Raw genomic sequence first — 22,404 nt, 5'->3', positions numbered from 1 at the left:
AGTGCACAATGACGTTTTATTTAAAAAATCAGCCTGCGACTGTTTTATTATTTTCCATTTACCATTTGGTCTGCCATTACTAAGGCATTGTACGCATTTACAACACGTCCAGAAACTGATAATGTAGAAAAAGGAACTAATTTCCCTTTAGGATTTTCTCTACTTCTTGAACCTGGTTGTAAAACTTCTAAATCAATTTTAGTTCCAGAATTCATTAAGATACGCTTCACCTGACTTGCTGATAATTGTGGGTAGTAAGAACGAACTAAAGCTGCAACACCTGCAGTTGCTGGTGAAGCCATTGAGGTTCCACTGAATTTTTTATATTCACCTTCTGGTGTAGTAGAATGTACTTGAACTCCAGGAGCAAAAACATCTACATTTATTTTACCGTAGTTAGAAAAACTTGCTGGTAAGTTTTCATCATAATTAGCGCTCATTGCACCAACAGTTAAAAAGTTATTAGAAACTTCGTTTAATAAATCTGGTGCATCATTAGGAAATGTTTTTTCAACATCGATGTTTTTACCATCGTTTCCTGCTGCATTTACAATTAATACATCTTTAGAAGCAGCGTATTTAATTGCATCATAAACCCATTCTTTATTTGGTGAAAATGCTTTACCGAAACTAGTATTGATAACTTTTGCTCCATTATCTACTGCATATCTAATTCCTAATGCAACATCTTTATCGTATTCATCTCCATCAGAAACTGAACGAACTGCCATAATTTTTACATTATCTGCAACACCATTCATACCAACACTATTGTTACGAGTTGCTCCAATAATACCTGAAACGTGAGAACCGTGTGCTTCTCCTTTTTCTGAATGACCAGAGTTACCATTTCCATAACCTGGTTTATCTTTAATGTCATACGCATTATCACCAACTGGAGTTCTATAATCTGTTTTAAGATTATCTCCTTTGATAGTTTTATCCGCAGTATCAACTAACTTAGTTAATTCTTTTCTTGCTTCTGATAAAGACGGTAAACCAAAACCATACATCTGTTTTGCTCCTGCAACAGCCATTTTTAAAGTTTCGTCAGTTGGTGTAAGCGCTAAAACTTGTTCTTTTGTATAATCAGCTTTTCCAAAATGTTTAGTTAAAGCATCATCAGCCATGGTTACTCCTGCTAATATTTCAGTATAACGTGATTTATTTGCTTTAGCTCCGTCAACTTTTGTTTTTTGAAATGCTTTTACTTCAGCAAGTGTCGCCGCATCAGCAATAGAAGGATTCATTAAAATACGTTCATATTCTAAATGTTCTTTATATGTATCACCTAAAAAGTTCCAACCGTTTATGTCATCTACATAACCATTGTTATCATCATCTTTTCCATTACCTGCAATTTCTCCTTTGTTTACCCAAGCAACATCTTTTAAATCTTCATGTTTTAAATCTGTACCAGAATCTACAACTCCAACAACAACCTCAACACCTTTTTTACCTGCTAAAAAGGTATACGCTTTATCTACACTCATACCAGGAATAGTATCAGTAGCTAAATCTAAATGTTGCCAATTATCTTTTTCTGAATCTGTTAATTTTGCTTTTTTTGCTGAAATTAATACTGCATTTTCCATTCCTGTTGGAACTGCAACATTAGTTAAATTACTAACTGTTTTACAACTAGTAAAAGCAACAGCAGCAATTGCTGTATAAAAAATTGGTTTTAAAATTCTCATATGTATATTCTTAATTTAATGTAGGTATTTATATAATTTTTAGTTGAAAATATCTGTAAATTTATGACTCTCTTTTAATCGAACTCCTTTTTCGGTATGTTGTACTGTACAAATTTCATTGTAAGCGTCGTGTTCTAAAAACAGAAAGTAATCTCTATCTGCAGCTTCATTTAAAAAATCTGCTTTTTCTTTAATCGTTAATAACGGACGTGTATCGTAACCCATTACGTATGGCAAAGGAATATGACCAACTGTTGGTAATAAATCTGCCATAAAAACAATTGTTTTTCCTTGGTATTGAATCTTCGGAAGCATTTGTTTTTCGGTGTGTCCATCCATAAAAAGCACATCAAAACCAACTTGATCTTTAGTGTTTCTATGTACAAAGTTTAATTGACCACTTTCTTCAATAGGTAAAATATTTTCTTTTAAGAAAGACGCTTTTTCACGTGGGTTTGGTTCTACTGCCCAATTCCAATGACGATCATTAGACCAAAATTTTGCGTTTTTAAATGCTGGCTCGTAGCCTGTTTTGTCTTTGTTGAATTGTATTGAACCTCCACAATGATCAAAATGTAAGTGTGTTAAAAAAACATCAGTAATATCATCTCTATGAAAACCGTGTTTTGCCAAGGAAGCATCTAGAGTAAAGTCTCCAAACATAAAATAATATCCAAAAAACTTTTCAGATTGCTTGTTTCCCATTCCAGTATCTACTAACGTAAGTCTATTTCCATCTTCAATAAGCATGCAACGCATACTCATATCAATCATATTATTAGCATCAGCAGGATTGGTTCTTTGCCAAATAGATTTTGGAACAACGCCAAACATTGCACCACCATCTAACTTAAAATTACCTGTTTCTATTGGATAAATTCGCATAGTTTACAAATATGCGAAAATTTAACTTAACGTTTTGTTAAGAAAAACAAAAAAGCAACTCGATTGAGTTGCTTTTTTTTAAACTAAAAACTCAAATAAATTGGGTTTATCGTTAAGATATTCACCAAAAAAATTATGTTTTTTCATTTTTGTTATTAAGGGTTCTAAGTCTTTTGGCGATTTTAATTCTAACCCAACTACCGCAACATCATTTTCTCGATTTACTTTTTTGGTATATTCAAAATGTGTAATATCATCTGTTGGATTTAAAATATTTACAACAAAATCTCTAAGCGCACCAGCTCTTTGCGGAAACTTTACAATAAAATAGTGTTTTAAGTTTGCATACAATAATGCACGTTCTTTTATATCCGCAGTTCTTGTAATATCATTATTAGATCCACTAACAACACAAACTACGTTTTTACCTTTAATTTCATCTGCAAAATAATCTAAAGCCGCTATACTTAAAGCACCTGCAGGCTCCACTACAATTGCATCTTTGTTGTACAAATCTAAAATTGTCTGACAGATTTTTCCTTCTGGTACCGTAATCATATCGTGCAAATTCTGTTGACAAATTGCAAAGTTTAAATCTCCTACTTTCTTAACTGCTGCTCCATCTACAAAGGCATTAATTTTTTCTAAAGCTGTATTTTTTTTATTTCTGATTGATGTTAACATAGAAGGTGCTCCTTCTGGCTCTACACCAATTATTTTTGTTTCTGGAGATAAATACTTAAAAACAGATGATAAACCAGATGACAAACCTCCGCCACCAACTGGAACAAAGACATAATCTATTTTTTTATCAGTCTGATTTAAAATTTCTAAACCAACTGTAGCTTGTCCTTCAATAACTTTTTCATCATTAAAAGGATGAATAAAAGTTTTACTTTTTGCTTCGCATTCTATAATTGAAGCATTGTAAGCATCATCAAAAGTATCGCCTTCAATAACCACATTTACAAACTCTTCCCCAAACATTTTTACTTGTTCAATTTTCTGATTTGGAGTAGGCAAAGGCATGTAAATTGTGCCTTTTATTTGGAGTAATTTACACGATAAAGCTACACCTTGTGCATGATTTCCTGCGCTTGCACAAACAATTCCATTCGCTTTTTCTTCAGCGGTTAAAGAGGCTATTTTATTGTAAGCTCCTCTAATTTTATAAGAGCGTACAACTTGTAAATCTTCCCTTTTAAACAAAATATTGGCATCAAACTTTTTTGAATTCTGTAAATTTTGAGTTAATGGAGTAATAGAAGCTACATCTTTTAATTTTAAAGAGGCAGCTTCTATATTTTTAATACTTGGAAAAAAAGTTGTTTTGGTTTCCATAAATGGAATTATGCTTCGGTTTTAATTACTTTCATTGCTGTCATAGAAGCTCTTAATTTTGCTCCTACTATTTCTACTGGATGGTTTCTAATAATAGCATTTATTCTAATTAACTCTTGGTTATCAACTCCATTTTCTGAACTAAAAGATTTACCAATAACATTCGTTTTCACATCCTTCATAAAGTCTGTTAATAAAGGCTTACAAGCATGGTCAAATAAATAACAACCATATTCTGCCGTATCAGAAATTACACGGTTCATTTCTGCTAATTTCATTCTTGCAATTGTATTTGCAATTAATGGCGTTTCGTGTAAAGACTCATAATATGCAGATGCATCTATAATTCCAGAATCTGTCATTGCCTCAAAGGCTAATTCTACACCAGATCTTACAAAAGCAACTAATAATGTTCCATGATCAAAGTATTCTTGTTCTGGAATTTCATCAGAAGTAATTACTTGTTTTTCAAAAGCAGTTTCTCCTGTTGCAGCTCTCCAAGTTAATAGATTTATATCATCATTAGCCCAATCTTCCATCATGGTTTTTGAAAAATGACCAGTCATAATATCATCCATATGTTTCTGGAACAACGGACGCATAATGTCTTTTAATTCTTCAGAAAGTCTAAACGCTTCTACTTTTGCAGGATTAGATAATCTGTCCATCATATTGGTAATTCCACCATGCTTTAAAGCTTCCGTTACAGTTTCCCAACCATACTGAATTAATTTTGCAGCATAACCTGGTTCAATTCCTTCTTCAACCATTTTATCAAAAGATAAAATTGCTCCTGTTTGTAACAAACCACATAAAATAGTTTGTTCTCCCATTAAATCAGACTTTACTTCAGCAACAAAAGAAGATTCTAAAACTCCTGCTCTGTTACCTCCAGTTGCTACTGCATAAGCTTTTGCTTGTGCCCAACCTTTTCCTTCTGGATCATTTTCTGGGTGAACTGCCGTTAATGTTGGCACTCCAAATCCTCTTTTATATTCTTCTCTAACTTCAGAACCTGGGCACTTTGGTGCTACCATAATTACTGTTAAGTCTTCACGAATTTGCATTCCTTCTTCTACGATATTAAAACCGTGAGAATACGATAAAGTAGCTCCTTTCTTCATTAAAGGCATTACAGCATTTACAACATTTGTATGCTGCTTATCTGGTGCTAAATTAATAACAACATCTGCAGTTGGTAATAACTCTTCGTAAGTACCAACTGTAAAATTATTAGATGTTGCGTTAATATAAGACTGTCTTTTTTCACTTATTGCAGCTTGTCTTAAAGTATAAGAGATATCTAATCCAGAATCTCTCATATTTAAACCTTGATTTAAACCTTGTGCACCACAACCTACAATAACAATTTTCTTCCCTTTTAATGCTGCTACTCCGTCTTCAAATTCTGAAGCGTCCATAAAACGACATTTTCCTAATTGTTCTAATTTCTCTCTTAATGTTAATGTGTTAAAATAATTTGACATTTTTTTTTATTTAGTTGTGTTTGATTAGAATAGAGAAAAAAGAGGAGAGAATAAAGACTAATTGTGTTCGATTATCTGTATTTTTTCTTTTCTCTATTTTCTTTACTCTATTTTTTATTTTAGTTGTTGTATGTTTCTAATAATTCTGATATTCTCATCTCATCTTTAGTTACTGCTATAAGACCAGAACGTGTATATTGCATAATGCCATAAACACTTAATTGCTCATGTAACTCTGCTATTTCTTCTTTTTTTCCTGATTTTTCTAACACAAAAAAATCTGTATTAACAGTTACAATTCTTGCGTGACTATTTTTAATAATATTCTGAATTTGAGGCTCTTCAAACAACAATTCAGACTTTACCTTAAACAAACCAGATATTTGATAAATAACTTGATCTAGTGTATGATAATAAGCTTTTATTACTTCTACTTGTTTTTCTATTTGTCCGATAATTTTCTTAACATCAACCTCTATCATATTTACCACAATCGTAAATCTAGATACATTATCTATTTCTGAAGGAGAAATATTTAAACTCTCAATATTAATGTGTCTTCTTTGAAAAATTGCTGAAATTCTATTCAACAATCCAATATTATTTTCAGTATAAACTGATATTGTATAAAGTTGTTTTTCTGTACTCATGCTTTTAAGTTCAAGGTTTAAAGTTTAAAGTTTCAAAGTTGCTACTCTTCTCTTTAATCTTTGTTCTTTATTCTCTTTTCTTAATTCTTTTTTACTCTAATCTAACATCTGAAACACTTGCTCCTGTAGGAATCATTGGAAAAACATTTCCTTCTTTTTCTACACAAACTTCTAAAAAGTAAGCTTCTTTACTTTCCATCATTTCTTTAACAGCATCTGCTAAATCTTCACGTTTAGTAACTTTTCTTGCTTTTATATAATAACCTTCTGCAATAGCAACAAAATTTGGATTCACCATTTCTGTTGATGCATAACGTTTGTCAAAAAACAATTGTTGCCATTGGCGAACCATTCCTAAGAAATCGTTATTTAAAACCACTACTTTTACAGCTGCTTTTTGCTGAAAAATAGTTCCTAATTCTTGAATTGTCATTTGATAACCACCATCACCAGAAATAGAAACAACCTCTCTATCTGGAGCAGCCATTTTTGCACCAATTGCTGCGGGCAAACCAAAGCCCATTGTACCTAATCCACCAGAAGTAATATTACTTTTGGTTTTGTTGAATTCTGCATATCTACAAGCAATCATTTGATGCTGACCAACATCACTTACAATTGCAGCGTTACCTTTACTCTGAACGTTAATTTGATGCAGCACTTCACCCATTGTTAATCCTTCTTTCGTTGGATGAATATCATCTTTAATCACTTTTTCATACTCAATAGCGTATAAATCGGCAAATTTTTGACGCCATTCTGGATGCGAATTTTCGTTTAATAATGGTAACAACAACTCTAAACTTGCTTTTGCATCACCTAAAACTGCAACATCAGTTTTTACGTTTTTATCTATTTCTGCTGGATCAATTTCAAAGTGAATTACTTTGGCCTGCGTTGCATACGTATCTAATTTACCAGTTACACGATCATCAAAACGCATACCAATTGCTATTAAAACATCGCAATCATTAGTTAAAACATTTGGCGCATAATTACCATGCATACCAACCATACCAACATTTAATGGATGTGAAGTTGGAATTGCAGAAGCCCCTAAAATTGTCCATGCAGAAGGTATTCCTGCCTTTTCAATAACCGCTTTAAACGCTTCTTCCGCTTCACTTAAAATAACACCTTGACCCCAAACAACTAATGGTTTTTTAGCAGCATTAATTAATTTGGCAGCTTCTTCTACAGAAGAAATTTCTGTTTTTGGTACTGGATTATAACTTCTTACTCTTGTACATTTTTCATAAGAAAAATCAAATTCATCTAATTGTGCATCCTTTGTAATATCGATTAAAACAGGTCCTGGCCTTCCGCTTTTTGCAATGTAAAATGCTTTTGCAATTGCAGCAGGAATGTCTGAAGCTTTAGTTACTTGGCAATTCCATTTTGTAACCGGAGTAGAAATACCAACAATATCTGTTTCTTGAAATGCATCCGAACCTAATAAATGAGAAAAAACCTGACCCGTAATACACACCATTGGTGTAGAATCTATTTGTGCATCTGCAATACCGGTAATTAAATTGGTTGCTCCTGGACCAGAAGTTGCTATACAAACACCAACTTTACCAGAAATCCTAGCAAAACCTTGTGCAGAATGTGTTGCACCTTGTTCATGACGTGTTAAAACGTGATGAATTTTATCTTGATACTTAAATAACTCATCATAAACCGGCATAATTGCTCCACCAGGATAACCGTAAATTATTTTTGTGTCTTCAGCTATTAAACATCTTACAATTGCTTCGCTACCAGAAATTCTTTCTGTAACTGTTGTTGTATTTTGTTCGTTTTTTATGGTTTGTGTTTCCATATTCTTATATTTTTAGATGAAAGAGTAGAGATGATAACATAAAGACTTTACAATCTTTTACTTTTCTCTATTTTCTTATTTCTCTCTTCTTGATTCTTTTATTATTCGTCAGTTATACATCCTTTAGATGCAGATGCTACCATTTTAGCATATTTGTACAAAATCCCTTTTTTATGCTTTAATGCTGGTGCAACCCATTTTGCTTTTCTTTCTGCTAATTCTTCTTCAGAAAGTAAAACATTAATAGAGTTGTCTTCTGCACTAATTCTAATTTTATCACCTGTTTCAAGAATTCCAATAGTTCCTCCAGATTGTGCTTCTGGTGTAATATGTCCGACCACAAAACCATGCGTTCCTCCAGAAAAACGACCATCTGTAATTAAAGCTACAGATTTTCCTAAACCTGCTCCCATAATTAAAGAAGTTGGTTTTAACATTTCTGGCATTCCTGGTCCTCCTTTAGGTCCAACATACCTTATGACGACTACATCTCCTCTTTCTACTTCTCCGTTAGAAATACCTGTATTTGCTGCTTGCTCTCCATCGTAAACCACTGCTTTTCCTTCAAAAAGCAACCCTTCGTTTCCAGAAATTTTTGCAACAGCTCCTTCTTCTGCAAGGTTTCCATAAATAATTTGAATGTTACCTGATGATTTTAATGCTTTATCTTTTGGAAAAATCACATCTTGATCTTCAAACTCCATAGCCTCAACATTCTCTAAATTTTCTGCTAATGTTTTTCCTGTAACCGTTAAACAATCGCCATGTAAATAACCATTGTCTAATAAATATTTCATAATTGCTGGTGTACCACCAACTCCATGAACATCTTCCATTAAGTATTTTCCAGATGGTTTTAAATCTGCAATTAATGGCGTTCTATCACTTACTTTTTGAAAATCTTCTAATGTAAATTCAATATCTGCTGCGTGTGCAATTGCTAAAAAGTGCAATACTGCATTTGTAGATCCTCCTAATGCATTTACAATTGCGATTGCGTTTTCTAAAGACTTTTTAGAAATAATATCAAGCGGTTTTAAATCTAATTCTAATAAGTTTTTAATAGCTAAAGCAGTTCTTTCTGCTTCCGATAATTTATTAGGATTTTCTGCTGGTATAGATGAATTATAAGGCAATGCAAAACCCATACATTCAATAGCAGAAGCCATTGTGTTTGCAGTATACATTCCGCCACAAGCACCTGCGCCTGGAATTGCTCTCTTTATAATTTCTCTATATTCGTCTTCTTCTATTTCTCCTGCTACTTTTTGACCTAAAGCCTCAAAAGCTGATACTATATTTAATTTTTTTCCTTTGTAATTTCCTGATGCAATTGTTCCGCCATACATCATAATTGACGGACGATTTAAACGCAACATGGCAATTACGGCTCCTGGCATATTCTTATCACAACCAACCACAGAAATCAACGCATCATAACTTTGTGCATTCATAACAGTTTCTATAGAATCTGCAATAATATCTCTAGAAGCTAATGAATAATTCATACCCGAAGTTCCCATAGAAATTCCGTCTGAAACACCAATTGTATTAAACCCTAAACCTACTAAACCCGCAATTTTAGATTCCACTTTTACTTCTGCAGCCAAGTTGTTTAAGTGCATATTACATGGATTACCATCGTAACCTGTACTTGCAATACCAACTTGCGCTTTGCTCATATCTTCATCAGTTAAACCTACAGCGTACAACATTGCTTGAGATGCTGGCTGAGATTCGTCTTGTGTTAATCTTTTACTGTGTTTATTCAAATTCATTTTTAAACAGCTTTATTGCTTTGATTTTTCGAAATTATTTTATTCTCTTATTATTAACGCTACTTATTATTGTTTTAAATGATATCTATTGAATAGATTTAAAACTTAAAAACCTAAATATCAAATTATTACAAGTGTTTTATTGTAATATTCAAAACATTAAAAAGGTTGTTTTTTAATTAAAAAAACATAAAATTATATAAAAAGGCTTCCTAAAAAATTAGGAAGCCTTTTTATAAAATATATAATACACTTCCTATCCTTGTAAAAAAATTACAATGACAATAATAGAAATGATATTTATAATTTGTTTTCTCACTTTATATAACAAATATTTAAAATATTTATTGAATTATCCTAACTGAAGTGACGTTTTTAGTGAATTATTTTTAATTTCTCAAAAAAGAGGATTAATTATTTTTTTTATTCTTGAATCAATGAAAAAAGGGCTTATTTTTTTTCATATTCATAAAAATCAATGTTTTATAAAAAATAAATCGATTTTATTTTTGTTAGAAACAAAAACATTATAGATTTACACCATGATTACTTCATTAAATAAAAACGAAAGACCCACAAGTTTACCAACAGGTAAACGACGTCGCTAATGCACTTCTTAAAATGCATTTTAGTTAATAGTTTTTATTTTTTTTTACAATGAACAATTTATCACCTTCTTTTTTATCTCTAAGTAACGTTATTTTAAACAATAACAAAGCTTTATTACGCTGTATTTCTACACGACGCCCGTAAGGGTATTCTTTAATTACTGAATTAGGTGCGTCCAATTCTTCATTCAAAAACAACTTAATATTTACTTATAAATTAAAAAAACCAATTACAATGGAAATTGTTATTGCAAATAAATCACATACTGTTTACGCAGAAATTATCTGTAAAACCATAGAAGAAGCTTCTAAGGTAAGAGGAACTGGTATTGCTAAAAGAAAACCAGAATATGTTGCCACTAAAATGGAAAACGGTAATGCTGTAATTGCTTTAGATAACGACAAATTTGCTGGATTTTGCTATATAGAAAAATGGGGACATGGAAAATTTGTTGCCAATTCTGGTTTAATTGTGCATCCAGATTTTAGAAATAGAGGTTTAGCAAAAAAGATTAAACAAGTTATTTTTAATCATTCTAGAACAAAATTTCCAGATGCTAAAGTTTTTAGTATTACAACAGGTTTAGCTGTTATGAAAATGAATAGCGACCTTGGTTACAAACCTGTAACATTTTCTGAATTAACAGACGATCAATCTTTTTGGAATGGTTGTCAAACTTGTAAAAACTATGATATTTTAACAAGAACAGAACAAAAAATGTGTTTATGTACAGGAATGCTATACGATCCTGCTAAAAAAGAAAAAACAGGAAGTGAATCAAAAAAACATGATAAAAAAGTGTGGACAAGATTAAAAAATATTAAACAATCTATGTTCCTTAAAAAGGATAAAAAATGAAAAAATTAGTAATAGCTTATAGTGGTGGTTTAGACACTTCTTATTGTGCAGTAAGTTTATCAAAAGAATATGATGTGCATGCGGTTAGTGTAAATACTGGTGGTTTTACAACTGAGGAGATTAAACATATAGAAAGTAACGCGTATAAAATGGGTGTTACAACTTATAAAAATATTGATGCCGTAGCAACTTTTTACAACAAGGTAGTAAAATATTTAATTTTTGGAAACGTGTTAAAAAATAGTACATATCCGCTTTCGGTAAGTGCAGAAAGAATTATACAAGCCATTGAAATTATAGAATATGCAAAAAGTATAGATGCTGAATATATTGCACACGGAAGTACTGGCGCAGGAAACGACCAAGTGCGTTTTGATATGATTTTTCAAACATTGGCGCCAAACATTAAAATTATTACTCCAATTAGAGATCAAAAACTAGCTAGACAAGAAGAAATAGATTACTTAAAGTCTGAAGGAATTGACATGAATTGGGAAAAATCGAAATATTCTGTAAACAAAGGTCTTTGGGGAACAAGTGTTGGTGGTGTTGAAACTTTAAAGTCTGAAAAGCCTTTACCTAGTGAGGCATATCCTTCTCAATTAGAAAAAGAAGGGGAAGAAAAAGTAACATTGACCTTTAAAAATGGCGAATTTGTTGCTTTAAACGGACAAGAAAATAAACCAGAAGTAAATATTGAAAACCTAAATAATATTGCTTCAAAATTTGCAATTGGTAGAGATATTCATGTTGGAGATACTATTGTTGGTACAAAAGGAAGAGTTGGTTTTGAAGCTGCTGCTGCTTTAATTACGGTAAAAGCACATCATTTGTTAGAGAAACATACTTTAACAAAATGGCAATTACAGCACAAAGAATATTTGTCTAGTTTTTACGGAATGCACTTACACGAAGGTCAATATTTAGATCCTGTAATGAGAGATACCGAAGCGTTTTTACAAAGTTCTCAAAAAATGGTTTCTGGTAATGTAGTGGTTTCTTTAAAACCGTATCATTTTTCTTTAGACGGAATTATTTCTGACCACGATTTAATGTCGAGTGCTTTTAGTACCTATGGTGAAGAAAATAAAGCTTGGACTGCGGATGATGCAAAAGGATTTATCAAGATTTTAGGAAATCAGAACAAAATTTATAGACAAGTAAACAATTCATAACTATGTTACAAGTAGGAATTATAGGAGGAGCAGGTTATACAGCTGGTGAATTAATCAGATTGTTATTAAATCACCCGGAAACAAATATCAATTTTGTGTTTAGTACTTCTAATGCTGGCAACAAATTATATAAAGTACATCAAGATTTGGTTGGTTCTACGGAAATTAGCTTTACAAGTGAAATAAATGCAGATGTAGATGTTTTATTTTTGTGTTTAGGACATGGAAATTCAACTGCTTTTTTACAAAAAAACAGCTTTTCTGACAATACAAAGATTATAGATTTAAGTAATGATTTTAGATTATTGGCTGATAAGAATTTTGAAGGAAAAGAATTTGTGTATGGTTTACCAGAATTAGATAAGGAAGCGATAAAAACAGCAAAATATATTGCAAATCCTGGTTGTTTTGCAACGGCTTTGCAATTGGCAATTTTACCTTTAGCGGCAAATGGTTTGTTAAAAGATGATGTTCATATTAATGCAGTTACAGGCGCAACTGGTGCAGGAACTTCGTTTTCTGCAACTACACATTTTACGTGGAGAGATAATAACTTCTCGCATTACAAAGCATTCAACCATCAGCATTTAGGAGAAATTAATCAGACTGTAAATCAATTACAAAACGATTTTAATTCCGAAATTAATTTTATGCCAAATCGTGGTGATTTTTCTAGAGGAATTTTTGCAACTACGTACACAAAATTTGAAGGTTCTCTTGAAGGTGCCAAAAAAATATATAAAGATTATTATAAAGATGCTGCTTTTACATTTATTTCTGATGAAAGTATCTTTTTAAAGCAAGTTGTAAACACCAACAAATGTTTGGTGCAACTAGAAAAACACGGAAATAAATTATTAATAACAAGTACAATTGACAACCTTTTAAAAGGAGCTTCTGGTGCCGCAATTCAGAATATGAATTTGATGTACGGTTTTGAAGAAACGTTAGGTTTAAATTTAAAGGCAAATTACTTTTAGTAGTAACTAGCTCTCGCGTTAGCGATTGAAGTGACATCCTTTTTTTGCTGCCATAAATGGCAAAAAAAGATATAACGGAAAGCGCGACTTGGTCCTGAATGCTTTCAGGATAAAGTAACGCCAAAAAAATATTTATTATGAAAATAGCAATTATAGGAACAGGAAATTTAGGAAAATCTATTGCAAAGGGTTTAATTACCAACAACGCAATTACTAGTTTATACTTAACCAAAAGAGATTTAGAAGGAATAAAGGAGTTTGATGGTTATAAAAATGTGTATTTAACTACAGATAATATTGAGGCTGTTAAACAATCTGACATTATTATTTTTGCTATTCAACCTGCTCATTTTGAAGGAATTTTAAATGATGTTAAGCCTTTTTTATCCGAAAAACATGTTTTAATTTCTACAATTACAGGGTTTTTAATCCCTAAAATTGAAGGAATAGTTGGTAAAGACAAATTTATTATTAGAGCGATGCCAAATACAGCAATTGCTGTGGGTAAATCGATGACGTGTTTGTGTAGTAATGAACAAGGTGAAAAACGCATTAAGATTGCGGAAGCTATTTTTAATCGTTTAGGACATTCTTTGAGTATTCCTGAGAGTCAAATGCAAGCTGCAACGGTGGTTTGTGCAAGTGGAATTGCCTTTTGGATGCGCTTAATTAGAGCAACTACGCAAGCGGCAATTCAGTTAGGTTTTGACGCCAAAGAAGCACAAGAATTGGCAATGTTTACAAGTGAAGGAGCTGCTAATTTGTTGATAACAAATGGAAATCACCCAGAAGAAGAAATTGATAGAGTTACTACGCCACAAGGTTGTACAATTGAAGGTTTAAATGAAATGGAACACAAAGGATTGAGTTCTTCTTTAATTCAAGGAATGGTTGCTTCGTTTAATAAAATTAATAACATCAAAAAAGAACAGATTTAAAGTTGAAATCTGTCATTTAGAGCATAGCGGAGATTCTTAAAATTGTAGATTCTTCGGTTATTCTTCCCTCTGAATGACAAACAAAAAAAGAACAAATATGAGTTTATTTAATGTATATCCACTTTTCGATATCACTCCTGTAAAAGCAGAAGATGTGTATGTTTTTGATGAAAATAATACCAAATATTTAGATTTATATGGCGGACATGCTGTAATTTCTATTGGGCATTCACATCCTAAATATGTAAAACACATTAGTGAGCAAGTTAGTAAATTAGGTTTTTATAGTAATTCTATTCAGAATCCGCTACAGGTTGATTTAGCAACTAAACTTGGCAAATTATCTGGCTGTAAAGAATATCAATTATTTTTATGTAATTCTGGTGCAGAAGCCAATGAAAATGGGTTAAAACTAGCTTCATTTCATAACGGAAAGAAAAAGGTGATTGCTTTTAAAAACGGTTTTCATGGTAGAACTTCTGCTGCTGTTGCTGCAACAGATAATGCTAAAATTGTTGCGCCAATTAACGCACAACAAGAGGTAGAAATTTTAGAATTAGGAGATTTAGTTGCTCTTGAAAAATCTTTAGCTAAAAACGATGTTTGCGCTGTAATTATAGAGTTTATACAAGGTGTTGGTGGTTTAGATGAAAGTACCGCAGAATTTTACGAAGCAATAAACACGCTTTGTAAAAAGTACAATACGTGTTTTATTGCCGATGAAGTGCAGTCTGGTTTTGGAAGAACTGGCGATTTCTTTGCCTTTCAAAAATACAATGTTACTCCAGATATTATCTCTATTGCCAAAGGAATGGGAAATGGTTTTCCGATTGGCGGAATTTTAATTCATCCAGATATTAAAGCTTCTTTTGGTTTATTAGGAACCACTTTTGGCGGAAATCATTTAGCTTGTGTAGCTTCTTCAACCGTTTTAGAAGTTATTGAGGAAGAAAAATTAATGCAAAATGCAACAAAAATTTCTGCTTATTTTATTGAAAAAGCGAAAGAAATTTCAGAGATAAAAAACATAAAAGGACGTGGTTTAATGTTAGGATTGGAATTTGATTTTCCTATTGCAGAGCTTCGTAAAAAATTGATTTTCAATCAAAAAATATTTACAGGAAGTGCAAAAAATCCTAATTTATTAAGAATTCTTCCGCCTTTAACCATCAAAAAAGAACATGTTGATGCACTTTTTGATGCTATAAAAAGTGAACTATCATGAAAAAATACACACATATAGACGACATTGACAATATTAATTCTTGGATTGAAGAAGCAAAAGAAATCAAAGCAAATCCATTAAAAAATATAGCATTAGGAAAAAATAAAACCTTAGGATTATTGTTTTTTAACTCAAGCTTACGTACGCGTTTAAGTACCCAAAAAGCGGCATTAAACTTAGGAATGAATCCGATTGTGATGAATGTTTCTGGTGATGCTTGGGGAATTGAATTTGAAGATGGAACTGTAATGAACGGAACCACAGCAGAACATATTAAAGAAGCTGCAGCAGTGGTTTCTCAATATTGCGATGTAATTGCAGTTAGAGCATTTCCTAGCTTAACTGATAAAGAAAAAGACGAATCTGAACAGGTTTTAAATTCGTTTGTAAAATATGCTTCTGTGCCAATTGTAAATATGGAAAGTGCAATAAGTCATCCGCTTCAAGGGCTAACAGATGCACTTACAATTTCTGAAAACTCAACAAAAAAGAGACCAAAAGTAGTTTTAAGTTGGGCGCCACATGTTAAGGCATTACCACATGCAGTTGCTAATAGTTTTACACAAGCAATGCAAAAAATGGATGTTGAGTTTGTAATTGCAAACCCAGAAGGTTATAATTTAAATTCAGAAATTACCAAGAATACTCGAATTACTCACAACCAAAACGAAGCTTTTAAAGATGCCGATTTTGTGTACACCAAAAACTGGAGTTCTTATGATGATTACGGGCAAGTTTTAAATACAGACCCTAATTGGATGATTACTAAAGAAAAAATTGATGAAGCAAAGTTTATGCATTGCTTGCCTGTTAGAAGAAATGTTGTGGTAGAAGATGCTGTTTTAGATAGCGATTCTTCTTTGGTTATTGAACAAGCAAATAATAGAACGTATGCAGCGCAATTGGTTTTGAAAAAAATATTAGAAGACTTGTAAAGTTTTCGTAATTCTGAACTTGATTCAGAATCTAACAATAAACAAAAAGATACTGAAACAAGTTCAGCACTTATGGAAAAACTATCAATCATAAAAATTGGCGGAAATATTATTGAAGATGAAACTTCTTTAAATGCTTTCTTAAAATTATTTTCTAACCTAGAAGGAAATAAAATTCTCGTTCATGGAGGCGGAAAACGTGCTACTCATATTGCATCTAAACTAGGTATTGAATCTAAAATGGTAAATGGTAGACGTATTACTGATGGAGAAACTTTAGAGGTAATTACCATGGTTTATGGAGGTTTAGTCAACAAAAATATAGTGGCTAAATTACAAGCTTTAAACGTTGATGCAATTGGTTTAACAGGAGCAGACATCAACAGTATTCAATCAGAAAAAAGACCTGTAAAAGAAGTCGATTTTGGTTTTGTTGGTGATGTTAAAAAAGTTGCATCTAATTCAATAGATAAACTAATTAAAGCCGATTTTACACCTGTTTTTTGTGCAATTACGCATGATGGAAACGGACAATTATTAAACACAAACGCCGATACCATTGCAAGTACAATTGGTGTTGGAATGAGTAAAATCTACGACACTTCAATTTACTATTGTTTTGAATTGAATGGTGTTTTAAAAGATTTTAATGATAAAAATTCAGTTATAAAAACTATAAATGCTGACACCTACAAAGAATTATTAACAACTGAAATTATTACTGACGGAATGATTCCGAAAATAGATAATTGCTTTGATGCTTTAAATAATGGAGTGTCTAAAGTACATATTGGAAATACCGCTATGTTAACAAAAGAGAACGACAATTTTACAACTATTACATTATAAAATGAATATCGAAAAATTAACAAAAAACGCAATTTCACTTTTAAAGAATTTGATTGAAACACAATCATTTTCTTCCGAAGAAGAAAATACAGCCAAACTTATTGAAGCTTGGTTTCTAGAGAACGAAATTCCGTTTAAAAGAACTAAAAATAACATTTGGGCAACCAACAAACATTTTGATAAAAGTAAACCAACATTATTATTAAACTCTCACCACGATACTGTTAAACCAAATTCTGCTTATACAAACGATCCTTTAAAAGCGATTGTTGAAGACGGTAAATTGTATGGTTTAGGTTCAAATGATGCTGGTGGTTGTTTGGTTTCTTTAATTGCAACTTTTACCAACTTTTACGCGCAAGAAAACCTAAAATATAATTTGGTAATTGTGGCTTCTGCAGAAGAAGAAAGTAGTGGTCCAGATGGATTAAACAGTATGCTTTCTATAATTCCACACATAGATGTTGCTATTGTTGGAGAACCTACTTTAATGAACTTAGCAGTTGCAGAAAAAGGTTTGGTTGTTTTTGATGCTGTTGTAGAAGGAACTCCAAGTCATGCTGCCCATCCAAATAACAACAATTCAATTTATAATACTATTGAAGTTTTACAATGGTTTAAAGATTTTAAGTTTGAAAAAACTTCTGAAGCTTTAGGTGATGTAAAAATGACAGTCACTCAAATTAACGCTGGTAAACAGCATAATGTTGTTCCAGCACATGTAGATTTGGTTCTGGATGTTCGCGTTAATGATGCCTATTCTAATCAGGAAATTGCAGATCTGTTACAAGAAAAATCACCTTGTACCAAAATAACACCTAGAAGTTTACGATTAAATTCGTCTTCTATTTCTACTGAACACGATTTAGTAAAAGCAGGAATTGAAATGGGAAGAGAAACCTATGGTTCTCCAACCTTATCAGACCAGTCTGTATTAACTTGTCAATCTTTAAAATTAGGTCCTGGAGACAGTACACGTTCTCATTCTGCTAATGAATTTATTTATTTAGCTGAAATTGAAGAAGGAATTAAAATATACGTTGAATTGTTGAATAGAGTAATTGTTTAATTAGGCTGTCATTCCTGCGAAGGCAGGAATCTCAAAATAAATTAGACCTAACATTAATAAGATTCCTGCCTACGCAGGAATGACAAAATATAAAAATTATGAAGTTGTGGGATAAAGGATTTTCAATAGACAAACAAATAGAAAACTTTACGGTTGGTAATGATAGAGAAATTGATATTCACATTGCAAAATATGATGTTCAGGCTTCTTTGGCACACGCAATAATGCTAGAATCTATTGGTATTATTACTGCTGAAGAATTAAAAGACCTTAAAAAAGGCTTACAAGAATTAGCAAATGATATTGAAAACGGAACGTTTGTTATTGAACCTTCTTTTGAAGATGTACACTCTAAAATTGAATGGGAGTTAACAAATAAACTAGGTGAAGTTGGGAAGAAAATTCACACTGCACGTTCTAGAAACGACCAAGTTTTAGTAGCACTTCAATTGTATTACAAAGAAAATTTAGCAGTTATAAATGATAAGACTAAAACCTTATTTGATACGCTTTTAGGTTTAGCTGAAACACACAAAGAAAGTTTATTACCTGGTTATACACATTTGCAAGTAGCAATGCCATCATCATTTGGGTTATGGTTTTCTGCGTATGCAGAATTGTTAATTGATGATGTATATGTTTTAAATGCCGTTTCTAGAGTTGTTGATCAAAATCCTTTAGGTTCTGCCGCTGGTTATGGTTCTTCTTTTCCTATTGATAGAGATTTAACCACCAAAGAATTAGAATTTGCAACAATGAAATATAATGTAGTTGCAGCACAATTAAGTCGTGGAAAAAGTGAGCGTTCTATTGCATCTGCATTAGGCGGATTGTGTAATACCATGTCTCGTTTTGCAATGGATGTTTGTTTGTATATGAGTCAGAATTTTGGTTTTATTTCTTTTCCTGATGAATTAACAACAGGAAGTAGCATTATGCCACACAAGAAAAATCCTGATGTTTTTGAATTAATCCGTGGAAAATGTAATAAAATTCAGGCATTACACACAGAAATGGTTATGATTACCAACAATTTACCAACAGGTTATCACAGAGATTTTCAGTTATTGAAAGAAAACATTATTGCTGCTTTTGAAGATGTAAAAGATATTTTAGACATCTTTAATTATTCAATTCAGCAAGTAATTGTAAAAGATATTGATTTGAATGATGAGAAATATCAATACTTATTTACGGTAGATTCAATAAATAATTTAGTAGTTGAAGGCATGTCTTTTAGAGAAGCGTATCAACAAATTGGCGGACAAGTACAAGCAGGAACTTACAAACCAGATTTAGGAAAACAACACTCTCATGTTGGTAGTATTCATAATTTGAGTTTGGATAAAATTCGTGAGAAATATCCGAAGTAAGAAAAATTAAAAATCCCCAGAACTTATCGTTTTGGGGATTATTTAATACTAAATATAAATTCTTAAGCTAACAATTCTTTTTGAAAAGTAGCAAGTGAACTTCCTAATTTAAAAGTATAACCTACTTTAGATAAACCATATTCAATAGCACTTAATGTAGTTGTAATATCTGCTGCATTAATAGAACCCATGTGACCAACTCTAAAATATGTTGCTTTTATTTCTGCATGTAATCCACCAGCAATAATAACACCTAATTCTCCTACTTGCTTACGGAACTCATTACCATCAATTTCTCTTGGGTAATAAATTGCTGAAAGCGTATTTGCCGTGATTTCTGTTGAATTTGGAACTAACTCTAATCCAATTGCTACAATTGCTTTTTGAAAAGCCTTCGCGTACTTTTTATGAACGTTTGTTCTATTTGTAATTCCTTGTTTGTTAATCAACTCTAAACTTACCTCCAAAGCTCTTATTAAATTAACAGCTGGTGTGCCAAAATAAGATGGTTTTCTATTTTGATATGCTTTCATAATTGGCAACCAGTTTTTCCAATCGGAATAATAACTTTGTACTGGTGTTTTTCTGTTTTTCCAAGTTTCCATTGCTTTAGGTGAAGCAACTAAAAGTGCTAAACCTGGCGGAACTCCAATTGCTTTTTGAGATCCTGTAAAAACAATATCTATTCCCCAATTATCTTGCTGAATTTCTTCTCCTGCAACAGAGCAAACTCCATCTAAAATACTTAATGCATTGTATTTTTTAGCAAGTGCCGCAACTGGTTTTGGGTCTACTAAAACTCCTGTAGAAGTGTCTACATGAGTCATAGTTACTAACTTGTAATCTTTATTTTTTAACTCAGTTTCTATATCATTTAAAGAAACAACGTCTCCAATAGCAGCTGTAAGAACAGTTACATTTGCTCCGTAAGTAGTAAGAATATCTTTAAAACGTTCTCCAAAATATCCAGTAGAAATTACTAATGCGTTTTCACCTTTTTCAATTAGGTTAGAAATTGCCATATCCATTGCTAAAGTACCGCTACCTGCAATTAAAAATGGCTGTCCATTTGGAGATTGCCATACATTTTGTATTAAATCTAAACAATTTCCAAAGGTTTCTATAAAATTGGGCGCAACATGACTTGTAGTTGCTTCTCCCATTGCTCTTAATACAGATGGTTCAAACTCAATTGGACCAGGAATCATTAATAACTTTCTACTTTTCATTTTTGAACTTTTGTGATTTCTATAAAAATAAGTTTTTTTACAATCCTACCAAATCTCCTTCTTCATTTTTTGTAGCTAAATCAGATTTACCCATTAAATAAATATCTACTTGACGCGCTGCTTCTCTTCCTTCAGAAATAGCCCAAACAATTAAAGATTGACCTCTACGCATATCTCCTGCAGTAAATATATTTGGAATGTTAGTTTGATATTTTCCATACGTTGCTTTATAATTAGAACGAACATCTCTTTCTAAGCCTAATTTATCTGCAATAGTGCTTTCTGGACCTGTAAAACCTAAAGCCAATAACGCTAAATCGCATTTCCAAGTTTTCTCAGTACCTGCAATTTCAATTAGTTTTGGACGTTCACCCGGAACCATTTCCCACTCAACATTTACTGTTTTCAAAGCAGTAAGTTTTCCTTTTGCATTGGTAACAAATTCTTTGGTATTTATTAACCAGTTTCTTTCTACACCTTCTTTATGAGACGTAGATGTTTTTAACTGTAATGGCCAATATGGCCAAGGTGTTGCTGGTGATCTATGTCCTGGAGGTTTTGGCATAATTTCGAAATTAACTACCGATTTTGCTCCTTGTCTGTTAGATGTACCAATACAATCTGATCCTGTATCTCCACCACCAATTACAATTACATTTTTATCCGTTGCTAAAATTTGATCTTTTACTTTTTGACCAAAAACAACTTTTGTTTGCTGTGTTAAAAAGTCCATTGCCTGTACAACTCCAACTGCATCAATTCCTGGTGTTGGTAAACTTCTTCTTTCCGTAGCTCCTCCACAAAGTACAACTGCATCAAACTTTTTTAAGTCTTCAACATCATAATTAACACCAACATTTACGTTCGTTTTAAAGATAATTCCCTCAGCTTCTAATATTGCTAAACGACGATCTATAATACCTTTTTCCATTTTAAAATTAGGAATTCCGTAACGTAATAATCCTCCAATAGCATCATCTCTTTCAAAAACAGTAACGGTGTGTCCTGCTCTATTTAATTGTTGTGCTGTTGCTAAACCTGCTGGTCCAGAACCTACAACTGCAATAGTTTTACCTGTTCTTACTTTTGGTGGTTGAGGCTTAATCCAACCTTCTTTAAAAGCACGTTCTACGATGTTTTTTTCAATATTTTCTATTGAAATTGGATCTTCAATAATACCTAAAACACACGCTTGCTCACAAGGAGCAGGACATAAACGTCCTGTAAATTCAGGGAAATTATTTGTTGAATGTAATATCCACGATGCTTTTTGCCATTCACCTTGGTGAACCATGTGATTAAAATCTGGAATTAGATTACCTAATGGACAACCACTATGGCAAAATGGAATTCCACAATCCATACAACGAGAACCTTGTTCTGCCATGTCTTTATCCTTTAAAGGAACTGTAAACTCATTATAATGCTTTACACGATCCTTTACTGGCTTGTAAGACTCATCTTTTCTTTCGAATTCTTTAAAACCTGTTACTTTTCCCAT

18 protein-coding genes are annotated in these 22,404 nt (G+C 32.2%); 9 read left to right on the top strand and 9 right to left on the bottom strand.

Annotated elements, in window-relative coordinates; translation table 11 throughout:
• Positions 1–47: 47 nt before the first annotated feature.
• The 7 genes from LPB136_RS11575 to ilvD form a co-directional block, all read right to left on the bottom strand.
• Positions 48–1,697, bottom strand: coding sequence for a S8 family peptidase (locus LPB136_RS11575; protein WP_072556476.1), 1,650 nt, complete (start codon positions 1,695–1,697; stop codon positions 48–50).
• A gap of 39 nt (positions 1,698–1,736) precedes the next feature.
• Positions 1,737–2,582, bottom strand: coding sequence for an MBL fold metallo-hydrolase (locus LPB136_RS11570; protein WP_072556475.1), 846 nt, complete (start codon positions 2,580–2,582; stop codon positions 1,737–1,739).
• Between the two features lie 78 nt (positions 2,583–2,660).
• Positions 2,661–3,923, bottom strand: coding sequence for a threonine ammonia-lyase IlvA (ilvA, locus tag LPB136_RS11565; RefSeq protein WP_072556474.1), 1,263 nt, complete (start codon positions 3,921–3,923; stop codon positions 2,661–2,663).
• Positions 3,924–3,931: 8 nt separating this feature from the next.
• Positions 3,932–5,410, bottom strand: coding sequence for a ketol-acid reductoisomerase (gene ilvC, locus LPB136_RS11560; protein WP_072556473.1), 1,479 nt, complete (start codon positions 5,408–5,410; stop codon positions 3,932–3,934).
• Between the two features lie 119 nt (positions 5,411–5,529).
• The gene (gene ilvN / locus LPB136_RS11555; RefSeq protein ID WP_072556472.1) at positions 5,530–6,060 is read right to left on the bottom strand and encodes an acetolactate synthase small subunit; all 531 of its coding nucleotides are present in this window, start codon (positions 6,058–6,060) and stop codon (positions 5,530–5,532) included.
• Between the two features lie 91 nt (positions 6,061–6,151).
• A complete protein-coding gene (ilvB, locus tag LPB136_RS11550; RefSeq protein WP_072556471.1) occupies positions 6,152–7,885 on the bottom strand; it encodes a biosynthetic-type acetolactate synthase large subunit in 1,734 nt (577 codons plus the stop codon).
• A 101-nt stretch (positions 7,886–7,986) separates the two neighbouring features.
• Positions 7,987–9,663, bottom strand: a complete 1,677-nt coding sequence (ilvD, locus tag LPB136_RS11545; RefSeq protein ID WP_072556470.1) for a dihydroxy-acid dehydratase — start codon at positions 9,661–9,663, stop codon at positions 7,987–7,989.
• An 843-nt stretch (positions 9,664–10,506) separates the two neighbouring features.
• On the opposite strand from ilvD, the gene LPB136_RS11540 reads away from it, so the two are divergent.
• From LPB136_RS11540 to argH, 9 genes are all read left to right on the top strand, one after another.
• Positions 10,507–11,130, top strand: coding sequence for a GNAT family N-acetyltransferase (locus LPB136_RS11540; RefSeq protein WP_072556469.1), 624 nt, complete (start codon positions 10,507–10,509; stop codon positions 11,128–11,130).
• Positions 11,127–12,305 (top strand): argininosuccinate synthase, encoded by a 1,179-nt coding sequence (locus LPB136_RS11535; RefSeq protein ID WP_072556468.1) that lies wholly within the window; start codon positions 11,127–11,129, stop codon positions 12,303–12,305. Before LPB136_RS11540 ends, LPB136_RS11535 begins: the two co-directional genes overlap by 4 nt.
• A gap of 2 nt (positions 12,306–12,307) precedes the next feature.
• The gene (gene argC / locus LPB136_RS11530) at positions 12,308–13,285 is read left to right on the top strand and encodes an N-acetyl-gamma-glutamyl-phosphate reductase (RefSeq protein ID WP_072556467.1); all 978 of its coding nucleotides are present in this window, start codon (positions 12,308–12,310) and stop codon (positions 13,283–13,285) included.
• A 137-nt stretch (positions 13,286–13,422) separates the two neighbouring features.
• Entirely contained in the window at positions 13,423–14,223 is an 801-nt protein-coding gene (proC, locus tag LPB136_RS11525) for a pyrroline-5-carboxylate reductase (RefSeq protein ID WP_072556466.1), read from the top strand.
• Positions 14,224–14,320: 97 nt separating this feature from the next.
• The gene (locus tag LPB136_RS11520) at positions 14,321–15,448 is read left to right on the top strand and encodes an aspartate aminotransferase family protein (RefSeq protein ID WP_072556986.1); all 1,128 of its coding nucleotides are present in this window, start codon (positions 14,321–14,323) and stop codon (positions 15,446–15,448) included.
• Positions 15,445–16,383, top strand: a complete 939-nt coding sequence (locus LPB136_RS11515) for an N-acetylornithine carbamoyltransferase (protein ID WP_072556465.1) — start codon at positions 15,445–15,447, stop codon at positions 16,381–16,383. Before LPB136_RS11520 ends, LPB136_RS11515 begins: the two co-directional genes overlap by 4 nt.
• 72 nt (positions 16,384–16,455) lie before the next feature.
• Complete coding sequence (argB, locus tag LPB136_RS11510; protein WP_072556464.1) at positions 16,456–17,232, top strand: acetylglutamate kinase; 777 nt, start codon at positions 16,456–16,458, stop codon at positions 17,230–17,232.
• Position 17,233: 1 nt separating this feature from the next.
• The gene (locus tag LPB136_RS11505; protein WP_072556463.1) at positions 17,234–18,301 is read left to right on the top strand and encodes a M20 family metallo-hydrolase; all 1,068 of its coding nucleotides are present in this window, start codon (positions 17,234–17,236) and stop codon (positions 18,299–18,301) included.
• A gap of 98 nt (positions 18,302–18,399) precedes the next feature.
• The gene (gene argH / locus LPB136_RS11500; protein WP_072556462.1) at positions 18,400–19,674 is read left to right on the top strand and encodes an argininosuccinate lyase; all 1,275 of its coding nucleotides are present in this window, start codon (positions 18,400–18,402) and stop codon (positions 19,672–19,674) included.
• 62 nt (positions 19,675–19,736) lie between these two features.
• Here argH and LPB136_RS11495 read toward each other — a convergent pair whose 3' ends face one another.
• Complete coding sequence (locus LPB136_RS11495; RefSeq protein WP_072556461.1) at positions 19,737–20,903, bottom strand: pyridoxal-phosphate-dependent aminotransferase family protein; 1,167 nt, start codon at positions 20,901–20,903, stop codon at positions 19,737–19,739.
• A gap of 37 nt (positions 20,904–20,940) precedes the next feature.
• Positions 20,941–22,404, bottom strand: a complete 1,464-nt coding sequence (locus tag LPB136_RS11490) for a glutamate synthase subunit beta (protein WP_072556460.1) — start codon at positions 22,402–22,404, stop codon at positions 20,941–20,943.

The organism is Tenacibaculum todarodis (assembly GCF_001889045.1).
GTDB lineage: Bacteria > Bacteroidota > Bacteroidia > Flavobacteriales > Flavobacteriaceae > Polaribacter > Polaribacter todarodis.
The sequence above is the reverse complement of the archived record's forward strand: the minus strand, read 5'-3'. Positions and strand labels throughout refer to the sequence as shown.